This window comes from Mesorhizobium sp. B1-1-7 (assembly GCF_006442705.1).
Lineage (GTDB): Bacteria > Pseudomonadota > Alphaproteobacteria > Rhizobiales > Rhizobiaceae > Mesorhizobium > Mesorhizobium opportunistum.
In genome coordinates, this window is sequence record NZ_VFWQ01000014.1 from 24,120 (window position 1) to 45,889 (window position 21,770).

The following is a 21,770-nucleotide window of genomic DNA, read 5'->3' on the forward strand; positions in this document are numbered from 1 at the left end:
CGGCTTTCACCATTCATCCCAGCCCATGTTACCGCATTGCAACATACATTCAATCGATTTAGATGCGCCGCCGCCGGCTTACCCTGCGGCAATTTGACAGTCAGGCCGCCAGCGCGGCCTCTGGAGGTGCCTTCGCGCCGGTCATGAAAGCGACGGCATCCGACATAGTGTATTGCTTGGGATCGATGACGGCGAGGCGACGGCCGAGGCGATGGATGTGGATGCGGTCCGCCACCTCGAAGACATGCGGCATGTTGTGGGAGATCAGCACGATCGGCAGGCCGCGCTTCTTGACGTCGAGGATCAGTTCGAGCACGCGGCGGCTTTCCTTGACGCCAAGGGCTGCCGTCGGTTCGTCCATAATGATGACGCGGCTGCCGAAAGCGGCGGCGCGCGCCACGGCCACGCCCTGGCGCTGGCCGCCCGATAGGGTTTCGACCGACTGGTTGATGTTCTGGATGGTCATCAGCCCAAGGTCGGACAGTTTTTCACGGGCGATCCGCTGCATCGCCGAGCGGTCGAGCCTGCGCAGCCATTGCCCGACAAAGCCGGGTTTGCGGATCTCGCGGCCGAGGAACATGTTGTCGGCGATGGAGAGCGCCGGCGACAGCGCGAGGTTCTGGTAGACCGTTTCGATCCCGGCCATGCGGGCTTCGATCGGCGAGCGGAAATGGACCGGCTTGCCGTCAAGTTCGATCGTGCCTGAATCGGGTATCACCGCACCGCACAGCGCCTTGACCAGTGTCGATTTGCCGGCGCCATTGTCGCCGATGACGGCGAGGATTTCGGCCGGCATCAGGTCGAAATCGGCATTGTCGAGCGCCACCACCCTGCCGTAGCGCTTGTTGAGGGCTTTTGCCTGAAGGATGGGAGCCTGCGGAACGGGTTGGGTGCTCATGCCGAAATCTTCCTGATCCACTGGTCGATGGTGACGGCGAGGATGATGAGGATGCCGACGGTGAATTCCTGCCAGAGCGAGTCGACGCCCGCCAGCGCCAGGCCGTTGCGGAAGACGCCGACGATAAGCGCGCCGAACAGCGTGCCGACGATCGAGCCGCGGCCGCCGAACAGCGACGTGCCGCCGATCACCACCGCGGTGATCGCATCCAGATTTGCGGTCTGGTTGCCGAGCGGGCTTGCCGCGCCGATGCGGCCTATGAGCGCCCAACTGGCGATGGCGCAGATGAAGCCGGCAATCGTGTAGACGGCAATGTAGACGCCGCGCGTGTTGATGCCGGCAAGGCGGGCAGCCTCGTCATCGTCGCCGGTTGCATAGACATGGCGGCCGAATGCGGTGCGGTTGAGCACGTACCAGATGAGGGCGGCCGTGATGATCATGGCAATGGTGCCATAGGTCAGCACGGCTCCGCCGCCCAGCCTGATCGTATGGCCGAGCCATTGCAGCAGCGGCCCCATGGTCTCGATGTCCTGCGCCCTCACCGTCTCGGAGTGCGAAACATAGATGACCATGGCACCGTAGACGCTCCAGGTTCCGAGCGTGACGATAAAGGGCGGCAGCTTGATGATGGCAACCAGGACGCCGTTGATAAGACCGCAGAGCAGCCCTGTCAGCATTCCCAGGACAAAGGCGATTTCGACCGGGACGCCGAAAGTGACGGTCAACCGGCCCATGACGATGGACGACAGCACCATCATCGCGCCAACCGACAGATCGATGCCGGCGGTCAGGATGACCAGGGTCTGGGCAATGCCCAGGAAGGCAATGATGGTGACCTGCTGGAGAACGAGTGACAGATTGAACGGCGCAAAGAACCGCCCCCCGGCCGCGACCGAAAAAATCAGGACGCCGACGACGAGCACAATGAAGGGGATTGCTGTCGGATATTCGTGCAGGAACCTCTGCAGGCTCTTCAGGCTGGAGCGGCGATCCTCGTCGAAACTCGCCACCGACTGATCGCTGCCCTGGAGGCCGCGTTCGGCGACCGCCGAACCGGTTGTGTCGTCGCTCATCTACAATCCCCTCCCAAGGATCCCGTGTTTCGGGAAAGAGCGGCCACGGCCGCCCTTTCCGTTGGAGTTTAAACCCTTCTTGCGGGTCTTAGGAAGGCATCAGCCCCAGCAGAGTTCGAGGCCCTTCTTGGTATCGATCGATTCGACGCCGGTGACCGGTTTGTCGGTAATCAGGGTCGCGCCGGTGTCGAAGAATTCCTTGCCGGGCGTGGGCTTCGGCTTTTCGCCGGTCTTGGCGAATTTCTCGATCGCTTCCATGGCCATGGCCGCCATCTTCAGCGGGTATTGCTGCGAGGTCGCACCAATCACGCCAGCCGCGACGTTCTTGACGCCCGGGCAACCGCCGTCGATCGACACCACCAGCACGGAGCCGTCGTCCTTGCCGGCAGCCTTGAGCGCCTGATAGCCGCCCGCCGCCGCCGGTTCGTTGATCGTGTACATAACGCTCACGTCAGGGCATTTCTGCAGCAAGGTCTCCATGGCGGTGCGTCCGCCGTCCTCGGCGCCACCCGTCATTTCATGGCCGCAAATGCGCGCGTCGGCCTCGTCGCCGTATTTCTTCGGGTCCTTGATGTCGATGCCGAAGCCCTTCATGAAACCCTGGTCGCGCAGATAGTCGACGGTCGGCTGGTTGGTGGCAAGGTCGAGGAACGCGATCTTGGCGCTCGATGCCTTGTCGCCGAGCGTGCCCTTTGCCCACTGGCCGATCAGCTCGCCGGCCTTGAAATTGTCCGTGGCGAAGGTCGCGTCGGCGGCGTCGATCGGATCGAGCGGCGTGTCGAGCACGATGACCAGCAGGCCGGCGTCGCGCGCCTTCTTGATGGTCGGCACGATGGCGCTGGAATCGCTCGGCACGATGGCGAAGCCCTTGGCACCGGCCGAGATCAGGTTCTCGATGGCAGCGACCTGGCTGTCATTGTCGCCGTCGAACTTGCCGGCAAAGGTCTGCAGCGTCAGGCCGAGTTCCTTGGCCTTGGCCTGCGCGCCCTCGCGCATCTTGACGAAGAACGGATTGCCTTCGGTCTTGGTGATCAGGCCGACAATATCGGCCGCATGCGAGGCCGTGGCCATCGCGCTGTAAAAGGCAAGGCCGGCGACGGCCGCCTTCAGAATATTCCATTTACCCATGACTTCCTCCCAGTAGACCATATCGGAGCCGGCCAACCGGCATCCGCAGAGCATCCTGACAAGCTCTTCCCAGCGTGGACGCTCGACCCAAACAGATACCAGAGCGAAGCGTCTGTCAATAATTAAATCACTCTTATTTATTATTGACAGCCTTGCTTCACTCGCTCATTCTGGCCCAAAAGCATTGTGGGGAAACGACGGGAGGAACAGGGTGGAGACCGCCACTGCGAGGCATGGTTCGCCCGATGCGAATGACAGCCTTATTCACCGCGGCACCAACCAGAGCGGCATGCGCGACCACAACGAGCGGCTGGTGCTCTCGCTGGTGCGGCAGCATGGCAGCCTGGCGAAGTCCGACATCGCCCGCATGACCGGACTTTCGGCGCAGACGGTTTCGGTCATCATGCGCGAACTCGAGGAAGAAGGCCTGCTCGTCCGCCAGGCACCGTTGCGCGGCAAGATCGGCCAGCCCTCCATCCCCATGGCACTCAATCCCGAAGGTGCCTTCTTCATCGGCCTCAAGATCGGCCGCCGCAGCGCGGAACTCGTGCTGATCGATTTTCTTGGGCATGTGCGCTCGATGCTGCAGCACTCCTATCGCTATCCGGCACCGCGCGAGACGGTCGAGTTCGTCACATCAGGCATGAAGAAGATGCGCGGCGAATTGAAACCCGAGCAGGACAAGCGCATTGCCGGGCTCGGCATCGCCATGCCGTTCGAACTCTGGAACTGGGCCGACACCGCCGGCGCGCCGCGCGACGTCATGGACGAATGGCGCCACCGCGACATCAAGGCCGACATCCAGGCGCAGTGCGATTTTCCGGTCTATCTGCAGAACGACGCCACCTCGGCCTGCGGCGCCGAACTCGTTTTCGGCCAGGCGGGCGGAGCGCGTGATTTCGTCTATTTCTACATCGGCGCCTTCGCCGGCGGCGGCATCGTCCTCAACGGCCGGCTGTTCGGCGGCCCGACCGGCAACGCCGGCGCGCTCGGCTCCATGCCTGTGCCGGGCCCGGACGGAATGCCGACCCAGTTGATCGACGTGGCCTCGATCGCCATGCTGGAAAAGGCGCTCAATGATCGTGGCGTCGAGGCCTCGCATCTGTGGACCTCGCCCGAGGACTGGGGCGAGATCGGCGGCGAGCTCGACGACTGGATCGCCAGCGCCGCGCGGGCGCTTGCCTATGCTATCGTGGCTGCATCCTCTGTCATCGATTTCGAGGCGGCGGTGATCGACGGCTGGATGCCGAAGGCGGTGCGCCGCCGGCTGGTCGATGCCGTCGTCGACGCCGTTGCGGCAATCGATGGCGAAGGCCTGAAACTTCCCGCCGTTCGCGAAGGAACCGTCGGCATCCATGCCCGCGCGCTCGGCGGCGCCAGCCTGCCGCTTTCCGAACGTTTCCTGATCGGCTCGACGACGATTTCCAGGAGCGCCTGAATGCTGATCGGGATCCCGGCGCTGCTCGGTCCAGACCTTTTGTCGACATTGCGCGCCATGGGCCACGGCGACGAGATCGCCCTTGTCGACGGAAATTATCCGGCCGAAGAGCACGCACGACGCCTCATCCGGGCCGATGGCCATCCGCTCATCCCGGTGCTCGATGCCATCCTCAGTATCCTTCCGGTCGACAACGCAGTAGCTGAGGCGCTGTTTCGCGCCTCCGTGAAGGGCGATCCGTCGCTTGCCGACCCCGTCCATCACGAGATCGAGGCGATCTGTGCCAGGCGCGCGCCGGGCCGCAAGGTGGTTGCGCTGGCCGGCGCCGACTTCTATGCACGGGTCAAATCGGCGCATGCCATCGTCGCTACAAGCGAGCCGCGGCTTTACGCCAACATCATCATCCGCAAGGGCGTGATCTATCCGCCGGAGACCAGGAAGCCATGATCCTCTGCTGCGGCGAAGCCCTGATCGACATGCTGCCGCGCACCACGACGCAGGGTGAGCCGGCCTTTGCGCCCTATGTCGGCGGCGCCGTGTTCAATTCCGCGATCGCGCTTGGCCGCCTCGGCGCGCCGGCAGGCTTCTTTTCGGGCCTGTCGTCGGATCTTTTCGGCGGCCAGTTCCGCGACGCGCTGGGGGCGAGCAAGGTTAGTTCCACCTATGCGCACACCTCCCCTCGCCCGACCACGCTTGCGTTCGTGCGGCTGGACAATGGCCAGGCGACCTACACATTCTACGACGAGAACACCGCTGGGCGCATGCTGACCATCGACGACCTGCCGACGCTGGGCGGCGAGATCGAGGCCATGCTGTTCGGCGCCATCAGCCTGATTTCGGAGCCGGCCGGCAGCGCCTATGAGGCGTTCATGAAGCGCGAGCATGAGAGCCGCGTCATGATGCTCGATCCCAACATCCGGCCGAACTTCATTCCGGACAAGGCAAAGCATCTCCGGCGCATCCGCGCCATGATGGCGATGGCCGACATCGTGAAACTCTCGGACGAGGACCTGAACTGGTTTGGCGAAGCGGGTTCGCACGAGGATGTCGTGCGCAACTGGCTCGACCGCGGCCCGAAGCTGATCGTCGTCACCCATGGCAGCGAAGGCGCCGTCGGCTACACCAAGGACCACGCCGTCACCGTGATGCCGGAGAAGGTCGAGGTGGTCGATACGGTCGGTGCGGGCGACACGTTCAACGCCGGCATCCTCGCCTCCCTGCACGAACAGGGCCTGCTGACGAAGGCGGCAATCGCCGGACTGTCGCAGGACGCCATCCGTAAGGCGCTGGCGCTCGGCGCCAAGGCGGCGGCGGTGACCGTGTCGCGCGCCGGCGCCAACCCGCCCTGGCGGCATGAGATCGCCTGAGCACCGCTCGGATTGAACCGGTCGATCACTTTATGTTTCGCAAGATCGAACCATGGGGCTATAAAGGCGCAATAGCGCCCGACAAAGCCCGGATTCCCGGCATCTGGCTGACATAGGCCGGGAATACAGGTAACGGACTGCGACAACTCCGCAATTTACGGCTCCGCCTGCCCGGCTTTCTCGACAGGCGCAACTCTGGTACCAGCGGCCCGTTATCTGGCTAAATCGCCTGGCTAAACTGTTTTTGAGGCCGACATGCAGTTCATCGATCTTGGCGCGCAGCGCGAACGAATCCGCGACCGGCTGAGGGTCGCCATCGACCGTGTCGTCGACGAGGGCCGCTATATACTGGGGCCGCAGGTCACCGAATTCGAAAACAAGCTTGCCGCCTATGTCGGCACCAAGCATGTCGTGGCCTGCGCTAACGGCACCGACGCGCTGCTGCTGCCGCTGTTTGCCGCCGGCATCGGCCCGGGTGACGCGGTGTTCGTGCCGAGCTTCACTTTCGCCGCCACCGCCGAAGTGGTGGCGCTGGCCAAGGCGGAGCCCGTCTTCGTCGATGTCGATCCGGCAACCTACAATATCGATATCGCCAGCCTCGAGGCGGCGATCGCCATGGTCAAGAAGGAAGGTCGGCTGAAGCCGAAGGCGATCATCCCTGTCGACCTGTTCGGCCTTGCCGCCGATTACGATGCCATCATGGCGATCGCCAACCGCGAAGGGCTGTTGGTGATCGAGGACGCCGCCCAGTCCATGGGCGGATCGCTTGGCGACAAGATGTGCGGTGCCTTCGGCCATGTCGGCTCGACCAGCTTCTATCCGGCCAAGCCGCTTGGCTGCTACGGTGACGGCGGCGCCATGTTCACCAACGACGGTGCGCTGGCCGACAAGCTGCGTTCCTTCGCCTTCCACGGCAAGGGCGAGACGCAATATGACAACATCCGCGTCGGCATCAATTCGCGGCTCGACACGCTGCAGGCGGCGATCCTGATCGAAAAGCTCGCCATCCTGGAAGACGAGATGGTTGCCCGCCAGGCGGTGGCAAAGCGCTACGCCGAAGGGCTTGGCGATATCGTCACGGCCGCCCGCAACCTGGACGGCAGCCGTTCGGCCTGGGCGCAATACGCGATCGAGACGCCCAAGCGCGACGGCCTGAGGGCGCATCTGAGTGAAAAGGGCATTCCGTCGGTCATCTACTACGTCAAGCCGCTGCACGACCAGGTCGCCTATCGCGACTACCCGCGCACGCCAACCGGTCTTGCCGTCTCGGAGGACCTGCCAAAGCGAATCCTGTGCCTGCCGATGCACCCCTATCTCAGCGAAGCCGACCAGGACCGGATCATCGAGACGATCCGCAACTATATCGGCTCCAACTCGGCGCAGGCCGCAGCCGAGTAAGCTGCAAGTCTCGGCTAATCGGCAGTTCTCAGGCGGGGCTCGCCCCTGCCCTGCCGCTGGCGATGAAATGCGGATTGGCGAAATCCGCGTCATCGGCTTGATTGCGCTTGCCATAGGCCAAGTGCTTTCCGTCCAGCGTGCGCGTCGTGCCGCCGGCAGCCCGCAGCACCGCATCGCCGGCCGCGGTGTCCCATTCCATGGTGCGGCCGAAACGCGGATAGACATCCGCCTCGGCGCTGGCGAGAAGGCAGAATTTCAGGGACGATCCGACCGAGACGATCTCGGCGGCGCCGAGGTCGCGAATATAGGCCTCGGTTTCCGGCGTGTTGTGGGAGCGGCTGGCCACCACGGCCAGCGGTACCGCCGCCGTCCTCACCGAGATCGGCCGGCGCGCGACGATCTGGTAATCGCCGTCGACTTCGAGAGCTTCCGCCCTGCCCGGCAAGCCGGAAAAGAAGCGGCCGGTGCAAGGCGCGAAGACGACGCCGACTTCCGGCACGCCATGGCGCACAAGCGCGATGTTGACGGTGAAATCGGTGCGGCGGTTGACGAATTCCTTGGTGCCGTCGAGCGGATCGATAAGGAAGAAGGCATCGCCAAGTTCGGCCGGCATGACGCCAGCCGCTGCTTCCTCCTCGGCCACACAGGGAATGTCGGGAAATGCGCTGCGCAGGCCGGCGAGAATGATCTTCTCGCTCTCGCGGTCCGCCTCGGTTACCGGCGAGGCGTCGGATTTCTGGTCGACCGCACAGCCGGCGTGGAACACGCGCATGACCTCGCGCCCGGCCGCCAGGGCCAGCCGCTCGAAGGTCTCGAGCATCAGCCTGTCGTCAGATGCCGCCGCCGCTGTCATATTGGTCTTCGGCAATGTCACGCTCGTTCAGCCAGTGTTCCAGTGTATCTACCATCACTTCAGCCGATTTGCCGAGCGTCTTCAGATGGATTTCCGGTTTCTCCGGCGCTTCATAAGGCGAATCGACGCCGGTGAAGTTCTTGATCTCGCCATTCAGCGCGCGAGCATAGAGGCCCTTCGGATCACGCCGGGCGCATTCCTCGAAAGGTGTGTCGACAAATACCTCGATGAACTCACCGTCGGCCATCAGCTCCCTCGCCATGCGCCGCTCGGCGCTAAACGGCGAAATGAAGGACACGATGACGATCAAACCGGCGTCAGCCATGAGCTTGGCCACCTCGGCGACGCGCCGGATGTTCTCGACGCGGTCGGCGTCGGTGAAACCGAGATCGCGGTTGAGACCGTGACGGACATTGTCGCCGTCCAGGATATAAGTGTGGCGGCCGGTGGCGAACAGCTTCTTCTCGAACAGGTTGGCGATGGTCGACTTGCCGGAACCCGAAAGCCCGGTGAACCAGAACACAGCCGGCCGCTGGTTCTTCATGTCGGCGCGCACGCGCTTGCCGACATCGAGCGACTGCCAATGGATATTTTCGGCCCGGCGCAGCGAGTGCACGATCATGCCGGCGCCAACCGTCGCATTGCTGATCCGGTCGATCAGGATGAAGGCGCCGGTAGTGCGGTTCTCGGCAAAAGGGTCGAAGGCGATCGGCGCCCGCGTCGAGATGTTGCAGATACCGACTTCGTTCATTTCAAGCGACTTGGCAGCCTCATGGGCGAAGTCGTTGACGTTGATGCGGTATTTGAGATCGGTAACGGTGGCGCTGGTCTGGTCGGTTTCGGTGCGCAGGATATAGGAGCGGCCCGGCAGCAGGGCATGCTCGTCGAACCAGACGATGTTGGCGGCGAACTGATCGGCGACCTGCGGCCGGGTGGCCGGTGAAACCAGCATATTGCCTCTGGAGACCTCGACCTCGTCGTCGAGGACGAGCGTGACGGCCTGGCCGGCCACCGCCTGTTGGAGATCGCCACCGTAAGCGACGATGCGTTTGACATGCGACGACTTGCCGGATTTGGCGACGACGACTTCGTCGCCCTGCGCAATGGAGCCGGACGCGATCGTGCCGGCAAAGCCGCGAAAGTCGAGATTGGGGCGATTGACATACTGCACCGGAAAACGGAACGGCAATTCGACGGCCGCCTCTTCGACCGAGACGGTCTCAAGATGCTCGATCAGCGTCGGGCCGGAATACCATTGCATGTTCTCGGAGCGGCGGCTGACGTTGTCGCCATAGCGAGCCGACATCGGGATCGGCTCGATGGTCTGAAAGCCGAGATCGCGCGAGAATTGCCGGTAGTCTTCGACGATCCGGTCGAAGACCGCGTGGTCGAAATCGACAAGATCGATCTTGTTGACCGCCAGCACGATGTGGCGGATGCCGAGCAGCGAGGCGATGATCGAATGGCGCCTGGTCTGGCGCAGCACACCCTGCCGGGCATCGATCAGCACGATCGCCAGGTCGGCGGTCGAGGCGCCAGTCGCCATGTTGCGGGTATATTGTTCGTGGCCGGGCGTGTCGGCGACGATGAATTTGCGCTTCGGCGTGGCAAAGAAGCGGTAGGCGACGTCGATGGTGATGCCTTGCTCGCGCTCGGCCTCCAGCCCATCGACCAGCAGCGCGAAATCGATGTCGTCACCGGTCGTGCCATGCTTGCGCGAATCGCGTTCGAGCGCGGCGAGCTGGTCCTCGAAGATCTGCTTGGTGTCGGACAGCAGGCGGCCGATCAGCGTCGACTTGCCGTCATCGACCGAACCGCAGGTCAGGAAGCGCAGCAGCGACTTCTTCTCCTGCGCGGCCAGATAGTCGCGGACACCGTCGGTCGGGGCGAGGCTCTTTGCCATGATGTGGCGCATGGTCAGAAATACCCCTCGCGCTTCTTCTTTTCCATCGACCCGGCTTCATCACGGTCGATCAGGCGACCTTGCCGTTCGGAGGTGCGTGCCGTCAGCATCTCGCCGACGATGGCCTCGAGCGTGTCGGCATCCGACTCGATGGCGCCGGTCAGCGGATAGCAGCCAAGCGTGCGGAAGCGCACCAGCCGGTCCTCCACGACCTCGCCGGGGAGCAATTTCATGCGCTCGTCGTCCTTGAGGATCAGCATGCCGTCGCGTTCCACGACCGGCCGCTGCTTGGCGAAATAGAGCGGCACGATGGGGATATTCTCCTGCAGGATGTACTGCCAGATGTCGAGCTCGGTCCAGTTCGACAACGGAAAGACGCGGATCGATTCCCCCGAAGCGATGCGGGTGTTGAATATCTTCCACATTTCGGGCCGCTGGTTCTTCGGATCCCACACATGCTGGGCGTTGCGGAAGGAGAATATGCGCTCCTTGGCGCGTGACTTCTCCTCGTCGCGACGGGCGCCGCCGAAAGCGGCATCGAAACCGTATTTGTCGAGTGCCTGACGTAGCGCCACGGTCTTCATCACATGGGTGTGGGTGTTGGACCCATGATCGAACGGATTGATGTTGTCGCGCACGCCGTCTTCGTTGACATGGACCAGGAGATCGAAGCCGAGCTTCTGCGCCATCTGATCGCGAAAAGCGATCATCTCGCGGAACTTCCAGGTGGTGTCGACATGGAGAAACGGGAATGGTGGCTTGGCAGGATAAAAAGCCTTCATCGCCAGGTGCATCAGCACGGATGAATCCTTGCCGACCGAATAGAGCATGACCGGCTTGGTGAAGGCGGCCGCAACCTCGCGGAATATGTGAATGGACTCGGCTTCAAGCCGCTGCAGATGCGTAAGCGCTATTGTCATGGACTGTGAGCGTTCTCTCGTGCTTCCGACAGAAGACCTTGCGTCAAATCATCGGGTTTTTGCGCCCGGTTCAAGCTTCGCTTCTGGACAAAGTGTTTCGTGCGGGCGTTCTAGCAGATCGGCGCGGCCCAGAACAATGCAAGACGAGCCGGGCAGCTGTCGGTTCGAGAATGAATTTTCCATGGTTCCGCCAGAATTCGGAAATTTCTGCTTGCCATCTCCCCGGCTGAGGAAACGCAGGAAAAATATTGCCTGGAGAAAGCTGGCGGGTCGACGCTCCGGGACCCCCTCCCATCGATCGCGGCGGTTGCCTATTTTCAGTGGTAATCGACCAAGCATACTATCGAAAAAGGCGCCCAGCCGCTATACCACCACCGGAAGCGGCAAGATGCGTCTTGAAGCATGGGCAATTTCGAGGCGCGCACATTCGGTTCCACCAGACAAGATGTGCCGCATAAAGCTTCTCGAAAACAGCGAGCCCAAAATTGAACGCGCTTTCGTCCATAAAAAGGCAATTCACGCCTTCGCAGATCAATATCTACTTCTCCATTCTTTGTTTCTTTTTTCCACCCGTTCTGGGATCGGTGGTCAGCTTCGTGTTCAATGGTGGCGGCCTGTCGTCCGTCCTGTTGATCGCCCTGAAGAAAAGACGCTTCAATGTCGACCCGGCGATGATGGCGCTGACGGCTGCGTTCTATGCCTATTGCGCGGCCAATCTCGCGGCTTCCATCGTCAACAACGCGATCGCCAGGGATGCATCGCATCTGATCCCGCTCATCACCTTCCTGTTTTTTCCCGTTTCCTACTCGACCTGGAGCATCACGCAGAAAACAACGCTCGTCCGCATTATCGTGCTCTGCAGCATGGCGGCCTGCTTTGCCGCGCTGCTGCTGGCGGCCTTCCAGCAATATCGGCTTGGTATCCGCGCCGAGGGCGGGGCCGGGAATGCAATCGTGTTTGCAGAGGTCCTGTGCCTTGCGGTTATGGTCTGTGTGGCCGGCGCCCTGTCGGGGGTCGAGAGGCACAGGATCGCCCTCATTTGCGCGGCGCTTGGCGGAACGATCGCCATCGTCTACTCCGGCACCCGCATCATCTGGGTGGCGCTGCTGATCGCCGGCATCGCCGTTCTGCTGATCAACCAGCATAGGGTGAGAGGGCGCAATGTCGTTCGCCTGCTGCTGATGGTGGTGGCGGTCGGCATCGTCATCGCCGCTTTCGGCTTCCAGACAATATCCGGGCGCCTCGACTTCCTCCGCTCCGACTTGAGCGCGCTTGGCAGCCACGGCGACTACAACACTTCGGTGGGAATACGCGTCGCCCTTTGGCAGATCGGCCTCAAGGCATTCCGCGAGATGCCCTTGCTCGGGCATGGGGTGGGTGCGACGCAGCTCTTGATAAGCCATGGCTTCCAGAACCAATTCGCGTTGTCGCTGGGCTTCAATCATTTCCACAACGGCTTCCTGACCGCCCTGGTGCAGGCAGGCATCCTAGGCGCCGTGGCGCTGGCGGCGATCTTTGTGGTTGCCGCCAGGAATGCCGCCCTGGTGCTGCGGAACAGCAGCGATCCGATCGAGCGGTTCGGCGCCACCATGATTGTCATCGCGGTGATCACCTATCTCTGCGCCGGAATGACCGGCATCCTGATCGGCCATGATATTCTGGATTCGGTGCTGATGGTCTTCCTGGTGTCGGGAACATATCTCGCCTCAGGCAGCCAGGCGCCATTGCCGCAAGACCAGGCATTTGAGCCCATGGTGGAGAACCAAGGGCTTCCACCCGCGCCGGGAAAAACCCTTCAGCCAGTGGCGAAAGAAGTGCTTTCGCCAGGGATGGGAGATCCGGCGCTTCCATCCGCCAATCATTGATCGTTCCGGGCAAAGGCAATGAAAGTCCTGGTCACAGGCGCGACAGGCTTCATCGGCCGTCAGGTGGTCCATCGGCTTCGCGAGGCCGGCGTCGAGCTTCGCCTCGCCTCCCGCCACCCGGAGAGCCTTGATCCAGGGTCCGAAGCCGTGCCGATGCCCAGTTTCGATGCGCCGGCCGCGGCTTTTCTGGCGCTGACCAGGCATGTTACGGACGTCGTCCATTGCGCGGGCCTAAACAACGATCAGGGCAACGCCAGCGAGGCCGATTTCCTGGCGGCCAATGCGGAATTGAGCGCACGGCTGGCGCAAGCCTGCGCCGAACAGGCAAGCGGACGCTTCATCCACCTCTCCTCGATCCGGGCCGTGATCGGCGCCCGTGTCAGCGCAACGATCGACGAGGACACCATCCCCGACCCGCAATGCGCCTATGGGCGTTCGAAGCGCGAAGCCGAGATCAGGGTGCGCGACGCCTATGCGTTGCACGGCCGTTCCGATGCCGCCGCGTTGCGGCTGCCTCCGGTCTACGGCCCAGGCATGAAGGGAAACCTGGCGACGCTGATGCGGCTGGCGGATACCGCCCTGCCGCTGCCGACAGGCGCCCTGACGGGAAACCGCTCGCTGCTGTCATTGCCATCGGCGGCGGGAGCGGTGTGGCACCTGCTGAGCCATTCGCAACCGCTTCGCCCGATCTATGGTGCGAGCGATATGGCGCCGGTTTCGGTGGCGGCCATCGTCGGCGCCTTTCGCAGAGGGTTCGGAAGACCGGCGCGCCTGATGGCCGTGCCGGCTAGGCCGATTAGGGCGGCCGCGATCCTGCTGGGCAAGCGCATGTTTTGGGACAGCATGACCGCGACGCAGATATGCGATCCTTCGTTGCTCGCATCCGAAGGCTGGCTGCCGGAAACCGGCACGCTGGAGCAGTTGGCCGCGACAGCGCGGCTTGGAAACGCTCAATCGCCTGCGTTGCGATAGAGTGTTCCAAACAGGATCCGAAGGTCGAGCCAGAGCGACGCGGTCCTGAGATAGGCAGCGTCGGTTTCGGCCAGGAGGTGCGGGTTGGACATGTCGATGCCCCGGATTTGGGCAAGGCCGGTTATGCCTGGAAGCGCCTCCAAAACGCCCAGCCGCCTGCGGCACTCGATCAGTTCGGTCTGGGTCGGCAGACAGGGACGCGGCCCGACCAGGCTCATCTCGCCCTGCAGAACGTTCCAGAACTGCGGCAACTCATCGAGCTTGAATTTCCGCAGGACCCTGCCGACCGATGTTACGGCGCCCTCGGGCGCCTCGTGCGAGGGCAAGGACGGCGTTCCCTGGTACATCGTCCTCAATTTGTGGCAGCGGAACGGGACGCCGCCTCGACCGACGCGTGTCTGCGAGAAAATCGCCGGGCCGGGCGACGATAGCCGGACGGCAAGGACAGCGAGCAACAGCACAGGAAGGCTGACAATCGACAGCAAAGCCGCACCGGCGAGATCGAGGATTTTCTTGGCTGCCTTCATGAACGGCCGATCATACTCTCTGCCAAAGCTATCCTCGGCGTGCCCAAGCGCAGCCCGTCATCCGGCCGACGTAGCATGAGGTCGCCTCTCGACCAAGCGTACCACGCAGCCATTCGATGTTCAGATGCGACCCAGGACGAATGCGAGGTAGAGCCCGAGTGTCCCGGCGAAAATCTGTCGATAGACGCCGCTTTTGCGCAGAGCGCGCAGGCGCTGGAAAAGGGCTGCGACGCGATCGGCCACGACCGGGTCACAGCTAGCTCGCCTGCCCGGCCGCCTTCGGAATCATGTCCTGGGATACGTTCGTCCTTGCCTTCGTCGCACGGTCGAGATCCGCAAGCACGGCGAGCGAGGCTGCCTTGTCCTGGCTCTTCATCGATTGCTGCAGCGCGGCAAGCGCGGCGTGGACATCCGACCATTGCACGACGTCGGTGCTGAGGCCAAAAATCTTCGAAATGCTGAGTTCGACCAATTCCTCGTCTTCACCGTGCAGCGTTTCGTGGAGCTTTTCCCCCGGCCTGATGCCGGTGAAGCGGATTGGAATGTCGGTGTAGGGGCTCTTTCCGGACATGCGGATCATCGTTTCGGCAACTTCGAGGATGGGCACGGGTTTGCCCATGTCGAGCATGTAGACGGCGTAGTCCTGGCCGGCCGGCCGCGACGCGGCATCGGCCGCCGACATGATGACGAGATCGACGGCTTCGGCGACAGTCATGAAATAGCGCGTCATGCGCCGGTCCGTTATGGTGACCGGCCCGCCGGCCTCGATCTGGGCCTGGAATATGGTCGCCACCGAACCATTGCTGCCAAAGACGTTGCCGAACCGGACGGCTATGAACTTGGTGGCGGCGCGGCGCCCGCCGGCTTCGCCGGCCGGCATGCCATGCAAGCCGCTGACGATCTGTTCGGCGGCGCGCTTCGTCATGCCAAGCACGGATGTCGGATCGACGGCCTTGTCGCTCGACACCAGGACAAATTGCGCCACGCCGCATTTGGCGGCGACCTCGGCGCAGACAAGCGTCCCGAAGACGTTGGTCTGGATGGCGGATTCCCAGTTTTCCTCGAGCAGCGGGACGTGCTTCAGGGCCGCGGCATGGAAGATGATGTCCGGCTTGAATTCGGTGACGACGCGCGTCATCTGGCGCCGGTCCGCGACGTCGACGATGCGGACCTTGAGACGGTCATGGTCCTTCTCGTTGACGTACTGGCTCAACTGAAAGATGCCAAACTCGGAATTGTCGGCGACCAGAACCGCCTCGGCCCCCAGTTCCAGCGAGCGTTTGACCAACGTGCGGCCAATGGAGCCGGCGCCTCCGGTAACCAGGACGCGCTTGCCGCCGACGAAAGCGCCGATGCGTTCGATATCGGAGGGGACCGTGGGGCGGCGCAGGATCGTTTCCATCTCGACGGCATCGAGAACGAGCTTGCCTTCCTGGCCCAGTTGCGAAAGCCCCGAGAACTGGACGACCGCTATGTCACCCTGCCGGGCGATGCGAACAAGCTCGGAATACTCCTCGATCTCGTGCTCGGCGCCGCTGCCGAAGATCAGCAGATCGAGGCTCTGGGTGCCGCTCGTGTAATCCTCCAGCACATCGATGAGGCGGGGCCGGGTCGCCACCACGGGCACACCTTGAATGCGAGTGCCCAAGGGCGCGTCACGCTCGGTCGCCATGATACCGGCGATGGAATGGTCGGCGGGCTCGGCCGTGCGCGTGAAGCGGATGATCAGGTCGGCCTCTCCGAGCCGGCCGACGAACAACGCCTGCTTGGTCCGCGCCGTGTCGGTCTTGCGGTTCAATATCCCCCAGCTCGCGCCATCGCGCAGGAAGCGGTAGAACAGCCGGGGCGCCGAGATGATGGTGAAGGAGACCAGGAAGAAGACGATGAACTGGCGCTCATTGAGGCCCGCCACGGGCTCGAAGAAACGAACCACCAGCGAAACGGCATAAAGCGCGCAGGTCAGAATCGCGCAGCTCTTCAGGATGTTGAAGAAGTCAGGCGTCGAGGCGAAGCGCCACACGGTGGTGTAGAGGCCGCAGGACCTGAACAGCAGGTGGCTGATGAAAACGATGCTCACCCAGGTGACAAGGCCCTGAAGGGACAGCGCCTCGAACGAGAGATTCGACCGCGAAAGGACGAGGCTGAGCGCCACCGCGACCAGGACCATGACCACGTCCTGGGCCATGATGAAGCCACGCCGCATTTCGGGCCTGAGTCCGAATACCAGGGAAGAATTCATTGGACGGCACTAGACTCCAGGCTCTCGGGCATGGGCACCGCAGAGTGCGAACACGAAGATCACTCGTGGCCGACCACTCCTTCAAAGTGCCATCCCCGGCCCCCGCCGTCTTGTATCGCATACTGCGTGGCGGGAGGTATAGCCAGATGTTTTTTCGCCTGTCCGACCTCAATTCACGTGCGGCGCTGGATTGTGGTTGTGCGTTGCGAGGATCGAAACTTGCGCACAATCGGTGACAGTGCGAAACGTGGCAAAAAAGGGGAGGATCAAGAAAGAATGGCTGCCACATCCAACTACAGGGCTTCGATATACCCGTCGATCTTGCACCGTGTCACTGGTAGTGCCGAAGAACCTTTGACCATATTTCATAGCATGAGCACAGCGGATGACTGGCACGCACCTTGGACTGCATGATCTGGATGGAAGCGAGGGCGATTACATAATATGCCCATGCATACTACTTCAACGAGAACGCGACTCTGGTTTTCGCGATCTGCATGGGATTACATGCCGTATGGCAACCTCAAGAGCGTGAAGACGGCATCAACCTTCTTTACCTTGGGTTCGCATTGAAGCTCGGTGCCTGTTTCGTCTTGTCAACCAGAAGCCGGCGCACCACGGTTTCCGCCGATTGCCGCCAGTCCGGCGCCTTCCAACCGAAGGCGGAAGCGAACTTCGCGCTCGACAGCCGGGAATTGGCGGGGCGGCGCGCCTTGGTCGGATAGTCCATCGTTGCGATGTCCCGTACCCGCGCCCAATGACCACCAAACGCCAGGCTTGTGTCCAGTATATGACGGGCAAATTCGCTCCAGTTGGCCTCGCCCGTGCCGGCCAGATGATAGGTGCCGAACGCTGCGAGATCCTCGTTGCGGTGCAGCATGGCCGCCGCATGCAGGATCGCGTCGGCGATATCAAGCGCTGAGGTCGGGTTTCCCCATTGATCGGCCACCACCGAGATCTCGTCGCGGTCGGCGGCCAGCCGCAGCATGGTTTTCACGAAATTCCGGCCGAACGGGCTGTAGACCCAGGCGGTGCGCAGGATCAGGTGGCGCGGGCCGGCGGCGGCAACCGCCTGTTCGCCGGCGAGCTTGGAGGCGCCGTAAACGCCGAGCGGCGCCGTGGCATCGGTCTCGACATAGGCGCCGGGAGCGCTACCGTCGAAGACATAGTCGGTCGAAAGATGGATGACGGGAACGCCAAGCCGTGCTGCCGCTTCGGCCACCTTGCCGGCGCCGGTCGCGTTGACCGCAAAAGCCGGATCGGGCTCGTCCTCGGCCTGATCCACGGCGGTGTAGGCGGCAGCCGACACGACGATATCCGGCTTGGCCGCCGAGATGGCGTCAAAGACAGTCTCGGGTCTTGCCAGGTCGAGCTCCGGCCGGCCGATGGCGACGACTTCCACATCGGCGCGGCTCTGGCCAGCCTCCAGCAAACTCGCCGCGACCTGGCCGTCGCGTCCGGTGACGACGATCCTCACGCGCTCACCTTGCGTGCTTCGCCCAGCCTTTCGCCGGCATAGCGCTGCTCGCGGATCGGCCCCCACCACCATTTGTTGTCCAGGAACCAGTCCACCGTCCGTGCCAGGCCGCTGTCGAAATTCTCGCTTGGCGTCCAGCCGAGCTCGCGGCCGATCTTGGAGGCGTCGATGGCATAGCGGCGGTCGTGCCCGGGCCGGTCGGTGACGAAGGCGATCAGGTCGCGATAGCGCTTGCCATCGGCGCGGGGACGCCTGATGTCGAGCAGGTCGCAGATCGTCTCGACAACGGCGAGGTTCGTGCGTTCCGAATTGCCGCCGACATTGTAGCTCTCGCCCGGCGTGCCCTTGGTGGCAACGAGCTCCAGGGCCCGCGCGTGATCCTCGACGAACAGCCAGTCGCGCACATTGGCGCCGGCGCCGTAGACAGGCAGCGGCTTTTCATCGAGCGCGTTGAGGATGACGAGCGGGATCAGCTTCTCGGGGAAATGATAGGGGCCGTAATTGTTCGAACAGTTGGAAAGAACCACCGGCAGGCCATAGGTCTCGTGCCAGGCACGCACGAGATGGTCCGAGGCCGCCTTCGAGGCCGAATAGGGCGACGACGGCGCGTAGGGGGTCTCCTCGACGAACATGCCGCCATCGAAAGGCAGGTCACCGAACACTTCGTCGGTCGAGACGTGATGGAAGCGGAAGCGGCCTTTCCTTTCGTCGGAAAGGCCACGCCAGTATTCCAGCGCGGCATTGAGTATCTTGTAGGTGCCGACGATGTTGGTCTCGATGAAGGCGCCAGGTCCGTCGATCGAGCGGTCGACATGGCTCTCGGCGGCGAGGTTCATGACGATGTCGATATCGTTGCGGCGCAATATGTCCAGCACCGCCCGCTCGTCACAGATATCGGCATGGGCGAAGCTGTAATTGTGGGCATTCTCGATCGGCCGCAGCGAGGCCAGATTGCCCGCGTAGGTCAGCTTGTCGAGATTGGTCACCCGGTAGGCCGGATTGGCGCACAGATGCCGGCACACCGCCGAACCGATGAAGCCGGCTCCGCCCGTCACCAGAAAATTCATGCTGCTGTCCTCACGCACCTTTGGCAACATCAGGCAAACACCTCGGCGGCGGCGAGCAGCGGCGCCTTGAGATCCTTGTCCGAAAGCTGGAACCCGCTGGCCAGCGACGGCCATTCTATGCCGATGGCCGGGTCATCGAAACAGATCGAGCGGTCATGCTCGGGCGAATAGGTGTCGGTCACCTTATACAGGACCTCGGTGTCGGGCACGAGCGTCACGAAGCCATGCGCAAAGCCCTTTGGCACCAGGATCTGGTTGCCCTTCTCAGCCGACACTTCGAGAGCGACCCATTTTCCAAAGGTCTTCGAACCGCGGCGAATATCGACCGCTACGTCTAAGACGCTGCCACGGATGACGCGCAGCAGCTTGTCCTGGGCGCGCGGCGCAAGCTGGTAGTGCAATCCGCGCAGCACGCCCGCCGCGGCGGAATAGGAATGGTTGTCCTGCACGAAAACGAGGTCGATGCCGGCCTGCGCAAAGCGCTCGGCATTGTAGGTTTCCACGAAGAAGCCGCGCGCATCGCCATGCCGCTTTGGAACTATTTCCAGCACCCCGTCGATGCCAAGCGGTCTCACCTCCAGCATCTACCCCTCCGAAAGATCGGCGACACGCCGGCGCAGATAGGCCGCGTATTCGTTCTTTCCCAGGCGGGTCGCGCGCTCCAGCACCTTGTCCGCCGTCAGCCAGCCCTGTTCGAAAGCGATTTCCTCGGGACAGGCGACTTTGATGCCTTGTCGATGTTCAATCGTCCGCACGAAGGAAGAGGCATCGTTCAGACTGTCATGAGTCCCAGTGTCGAGCCAGGCATAGCCACGGCCCAATCGGTGCACATGCAGCAGGCCGCGATCGAGGTAGGCATTGTTGACTGCCGTGATTTCCAACTCGCCTCGGGCCGAAGGGCGGATGGTCGAAGCGATATCGACGACAGTGTTGTCGTAAAAATATAGCCCGGTAACGGCCCAATTGGATTTCGGCTTTTGCGGTTTTTCCTCGATCGTGAGCGCGGTTCCGGTGGTCTTGTCGAAAGAAACAACGCCATACCGTTCAGGATCCTCGACATGATAGGCGAAGACCGAGGCGCCCTTGTCGCGCGAAGCGGCGGCGCGGCAAAGCTGCGACAGCCCGTCGCCAAAATAGATGTTGTCGCCCAGGATCATCGAGACGCTGTCCTTGCCAATGAACTCGCGACCGATGATGAAAGCTTCCGCAAGCCCATTGGGTTGCGGCTGCTCCGCATAGGAGATATCCAGCCCAAACTCCGATCCGTCACCGAGCAATTCCCGGAAAACAGGGAGGTCCCGTGGCGTTGAAATAACCAAGATTTCCCGAATTCCCGCGAGCATCAGCACGCTCAGCGGATAGTAGATCATCGGTTTGTCGTATACCGGAAGAATTTGTTTGGAGATTGCCAAAGTCAGCGGATAAAGGCGCGTTCCACTACCTCCCGCAAGGATAATTCCTTTCAAGAAGCTCTCCCTGACATAGCCTACTCCCCTCGGCAGCAGCGGTAGCCACACTACACCTTGAGAAAGCTGCCTCCTGCGCGGCTTATATCCTGGACTCGTTACCAAAATACGCCAGATACCATTCCACGAACCGCCCTACGCCTTCCGATACGGACGTTCCAGGGCGGTAGCCGACGGCCTGTTGCAGCGCCGAGGTGTCGGCAAAAGTGTCGGGCACGTCGCCTGCCTGCAGCGGCAAGAATTCGACGATGGCCTTGCGGCCAAGCGCGTTTTCCAGCGCTTCGACATAGGCGGCCAGCTTCACCGGGTTGTTGTTGCCGATGTTGAAGATGCGCCAGGGCGCGCTGCTCGTCGCCGGGTCCGGATGGCCGGAATCCCAGGCAGGGTTGGCCGCGGCGGGGCTGTCGCTGGCGCGGACCACGCCTTCGGCAATGTCCTCGACATAGGTGAAGTCGCGCGTGTGATTGCCGTTGTTGAACAGCTTGACCGGCTCGCCCGCCAGGATGCTCCTGGTGAACAGGAACAGCGCCATGTCGGGACGGCCCCAGGGACCGTATACGGTGAAAAAGCGCAAACCAGTGGTCGGCAGCCCGAACAGGTGGCTGTAGCTGTGCGCCATCAGCTCGTTGGCGCGCTTGGTCGCGGCGTAGAACTGCAGCGGGTGGTCGGCCGGGCGATGCTCGGAAAACGGCATGTCGGTGTTGGCGCCGTAAACGCTCGAGGTGCTGGCATAGGTCAGGTGCCCGACACGGCTGTGGCGGCAGGCCTCGAGCATGTTGGTGAAAGCGACGATGTTGCTTTCGACGTAGGCGCGCGGATTTTCCAGGCTGTAGCGCACCCCGGCCTGGGCGGCGAGATGGATTACCCGGTCGAAGGCGTGTTCGGCAAAGCAGCCGTCAACCACGGTCCTGTCGGCGAGATTGCCGTGGATGAAATGATAGCCGGCATTGGTGCTTCGGCTCGCCTCGGCCAGAAGCCGCAGCCGCGCCTGCTTGAGGCGCGGATCGTAATAGTCGTTGATGCTGTCGACGCCGACGACCTCGTCGCCGCGCTCCAGGAGCCGCCTGGCGACATGATAGCCTATGAAGCCGGCGGCGCCGGTGACCAGAACCTTCATCAGAAGCGACCGTCTCCGGGAGTGGACCCCTGACGTCTATGGCATACCGGCTTGCTGCGGGG

Annotated in this window: 19 protein-coding genes; 6 read left to right on the forward strand and 13 right to left on the reverse strand. The window is 62.6% G+C overall.

Annotated features, from left to right (window positions below; genetic code table 11):
* Nucleotides 1–100: 100 nt before the first annotated feature.
* The 3 genes from FJ978_RS23230 to FJ978_RS23240 all read right to left on the reverse strand — a co-directional run bounded on the left by FJ978_RS23230 (nt 101) and on the right by FJ978_RS23240 (nt 3,099).
* The gene (locus tag FJ978_RS23230) at nt 101–898 is read right to left on the reverse strand and encodes an ATP-binding cassette domain-containing protein (protein WP_013896508.1); all 798 of its coding nucleotides are present in this window, start codon (nt 896–898) and stop codon (nt 101–103) included.
* On the reverse strand, nt 895–1,971 hold the full coding sequence (locus FJ978_RS23235) for an ABC transporter permease (RefSeq protein ID WP_013896509.1): 1,077 nt from the start codon (nt 1,969–1,971) through the stop codon (nt 895–897). The genes FJ978_RS23230 and FJ978_RS23235 overlap by 4 nt, the downstream gene beginning before the upstream one ends.
* A gap of 99 nt (nt 1,972–2,070) precedes the next feature.
* Nucleotides 2,071–3,099: a sugar ABC transporter substrate-binding protein gene (locus FJ978_RS23240; RefSeq protein ID WP_041165029.1), complete on the reverse strand. Its 1,029-nt coding sequence runs from the start codon at nt 3,097–3,099 to the stop codon at nt 2,071–2,073.
* A 211-nt stretch (nt 3,100–3,310) separates the two neighbouring features.
* Here FJ978_RS23240 and FJ978_RS23245 point away from each other — a divergent pair, with 211 nt between their 5' ends.
* The 4 genes from FJ978_RS23245 (at nt 3,311) to FJ978_RS23260 (ending at nt 7,302) form a co-directional block, all read left to right on the forward strand.
* Entirely contained in the window at nt 3,311–4,537 is a 1,227-nt protein-coding gene (locus tag FJ978_RS23245) for an ROK family transcriptional regulator (RefSeq protein ID WP_013896511.1), read from the forward strand.
* Nucleotides 4,538–4,984 (forward strand): RbsD/FucU domain-containing protein, encoded by a 447-nt coding sequence (locus tag FJ978_RS23250; RefSeq protein WP_013896512.1) that lies wholly within the window; start codon nt 4,538–4,540, stop codon nt 4,982–4,984.
* Nucleotides 4,981–5,904 carry a carbohydrate kinase gene (locus FJ978_RS23255; protein ID WP_013896513.1) on the forward strand — a complete coding sequence of 308 codons (924 nt, stop codon included), beginning with the start codon at nt 4,981–4,983 and terminating at the stop codon, nt 5,902–5,904. Before FJ978_RS23250 ends, FJ978_RS23255 begins: the two co-directional genes overlap by 4 nt.
* A 255-nt stretch (nt 5,905–6,159) precedes the next feature.
* Nucleotides 6,160–7,302 carry a DegT/DnrJ/EryC1/StrS aminotransferase family protein gene (locus tag FJ978_RS23260; protein ID WP_013896514.1) on the forward strand — a complete coding sequence of 381 codons (1,143 nt, stop codon included), beginning with the start codon at nt 6,160–6,162 and terminating at the stop codon, nt 7,300–7,302.
* A 28-nt stretch (nt 7,303–7,330) separates the two neighbouring features.
* Here the strand turns inward: FJ978_RS23260 and cysQ are convergent, their stop codons facing one another.
* The 3 genes from cysQ to cysD are packed head-to-tail and all read right to left on the reverse strand — an operon-like array spanning nt 7,331 to nt 10,978.
* Nucleotides 7,331–8,122 (reverse strand): 3'(2'),5'-bisphosphate nucleotidase CysQ, encoded by a 792-nt coding sequence (cysQ, locus tag FJ978_RS23265; RefSeq protein WP_041165030.1) that lies wholly within the window; start codon nt 8,120–8,122, stop codon nt 7,331–7,333.
* A gap of 10 nt (nt 8,123–8,132) precedes the next feature.
* Nucleotides 8,133–10,070: a sulfate adenylyltransferase subunit CysN gene (gene cysN / locus FJ978_RS23270; protein WP_013896516.1), complete on the reverse strand. Its 1,938-nt coding sequence runs from the start codon at nt 10,068–10,070 to the stop codon at nt 8,133–8,135.
* A gap of 2 nt (nt 10,071–10,072) precedes the next feature.
* Nucleotides 10,073–10,978: a sulfate adenylyltransferase subunit CysD gene (gene cysD / locus FJ978_RS23275; protein WP_013896517.1), complete on the reverse strand. Its 906-nt coding sequence runs from the start codon at nt 10,976–10,978 to the stop codon at nt 10,073–10,075.
* A 584-nt stretch (nt 10,979–11,562) separates the two neighbouring features.
* On the opposite strand from cysD, the gene FJ978_RS23280 reads away from it, so the two are divergent.
* Nucleotides 11,563–12,843, forward strand: coding sequence for an O-antigen ligase (locus FJ978_RS23280; protein ID WP_245264985.1), 1,281 nt, complete (start codon nt 11,563–11,565; stop codon nt 12,841–12,843).
* Nucleotides 12,844–12,861: 18 nt separating this feature from the next.
* Complete coding sequence (locus tag FJ978_RS23285) at nt 12,862–13,815, forward strand: NAD-dependent epimerase/dehydratase family protein (RefSeq protein WP_013896519.1); 954 nt, start codon at nt 12,862–12,864, stop codon at nt 13,813–13,815.
* Here the strand turns inward: FJ978_RS23285 and FJ978_RS23290 are convergent.
* From FJ978_RS23290 to FJ978_RS23325, 7 genes are all read right to left on the reverse strand, one after another.
* A complete protein-coding gene (locus FJ978_RS23290; RefSeq protein ID WP_013896520.1) occupies nt 13,794–14,342 on the reverse strand; it encodes a sugar transferase in 549 nt (182 codons plus the stop codon). The genes FJ978_RS23285 and FJ978_RS23290 overlap by 22 nt on opposite strands.
* Before the next feature lie 256 nt (nt 14,343–14,598).
* Nucleotides 14,599–16,581: a nucleoside-diphosphate sugar epimerase/dehydratase gene (locus tag FJ978_RS23300; protein WP_049802398.1), complete on the reverse strand. Its 1,983-nt coding sequence runs from the start codon at nt 16,579–16,581 to the stop codon at nt 14,599–14,601.
* A gap of 553 nt (nt 16,582–17,134) precedes the next feature.
* Complete coding sequence (gene rfbD, locus FJ978_RS23305) at nt 17,135–18,058, reverse strand: dTDP-4-dehydrorhamnose reductase (protein WP_013896522.1); 924 nt, start codon at nt 18,056–18,058, stop codon at nt 17,135–17,137.
* Nucleotides 18,055–19,125, reverse strand: a complete 1,071-nt coding sequence (gene rfbB / locus FJ978_RS23310) for a dTDP-glucose 4,6-dehydratase (protein ID WP_041165032.1) — start codon at nt 19,123–19,125, stop codon at nt 18,055–18,057. The genes rfbD and rfbB overlap by 4 nt, the downstream gene beginning before the upstream one ends.
* Nucleotides 19,126–19,154: 29 nt before the next feature.
* The gene (rfbC, locus tag FJ978_RS23315) at nt 19,155–19,709 is read right to left on the reverse strand and encodes a dTDP-4-dehydrorhamnose 3,5-epimerase (protein ID WP_140574324.1); all 555 of its coding nucleotides are present in this window, start codon (nt 19,707–19,709) and stop codon (nt 19,155–19,157) included.
* Complete coding sequence (gene rfbA / locus FJ978_RS23320; protein WP_013896525.1) at nt 19,710–20,591, reverse strand: glucose-1-phosphate thymidylyltransferase RfbA; 882 nt, start codon at nt 20,589–20,591, stop codon at nt 19,710–19,712.
* Between the two features lie 82 nt (nt 20,592–20,673).
* A complete protein-coding gene (locus FJ978_RS23325) occupies nt 20,674–21,708 on the reverse strand; it encodes an NAD-dependent epimerase (RefSeq protein ID WP_013896526.1) in 1,035 nt (344 codons plus the stop codon).
* Nucleotides 21,709–21,770 lie beyond the last annotated feature (62 nt).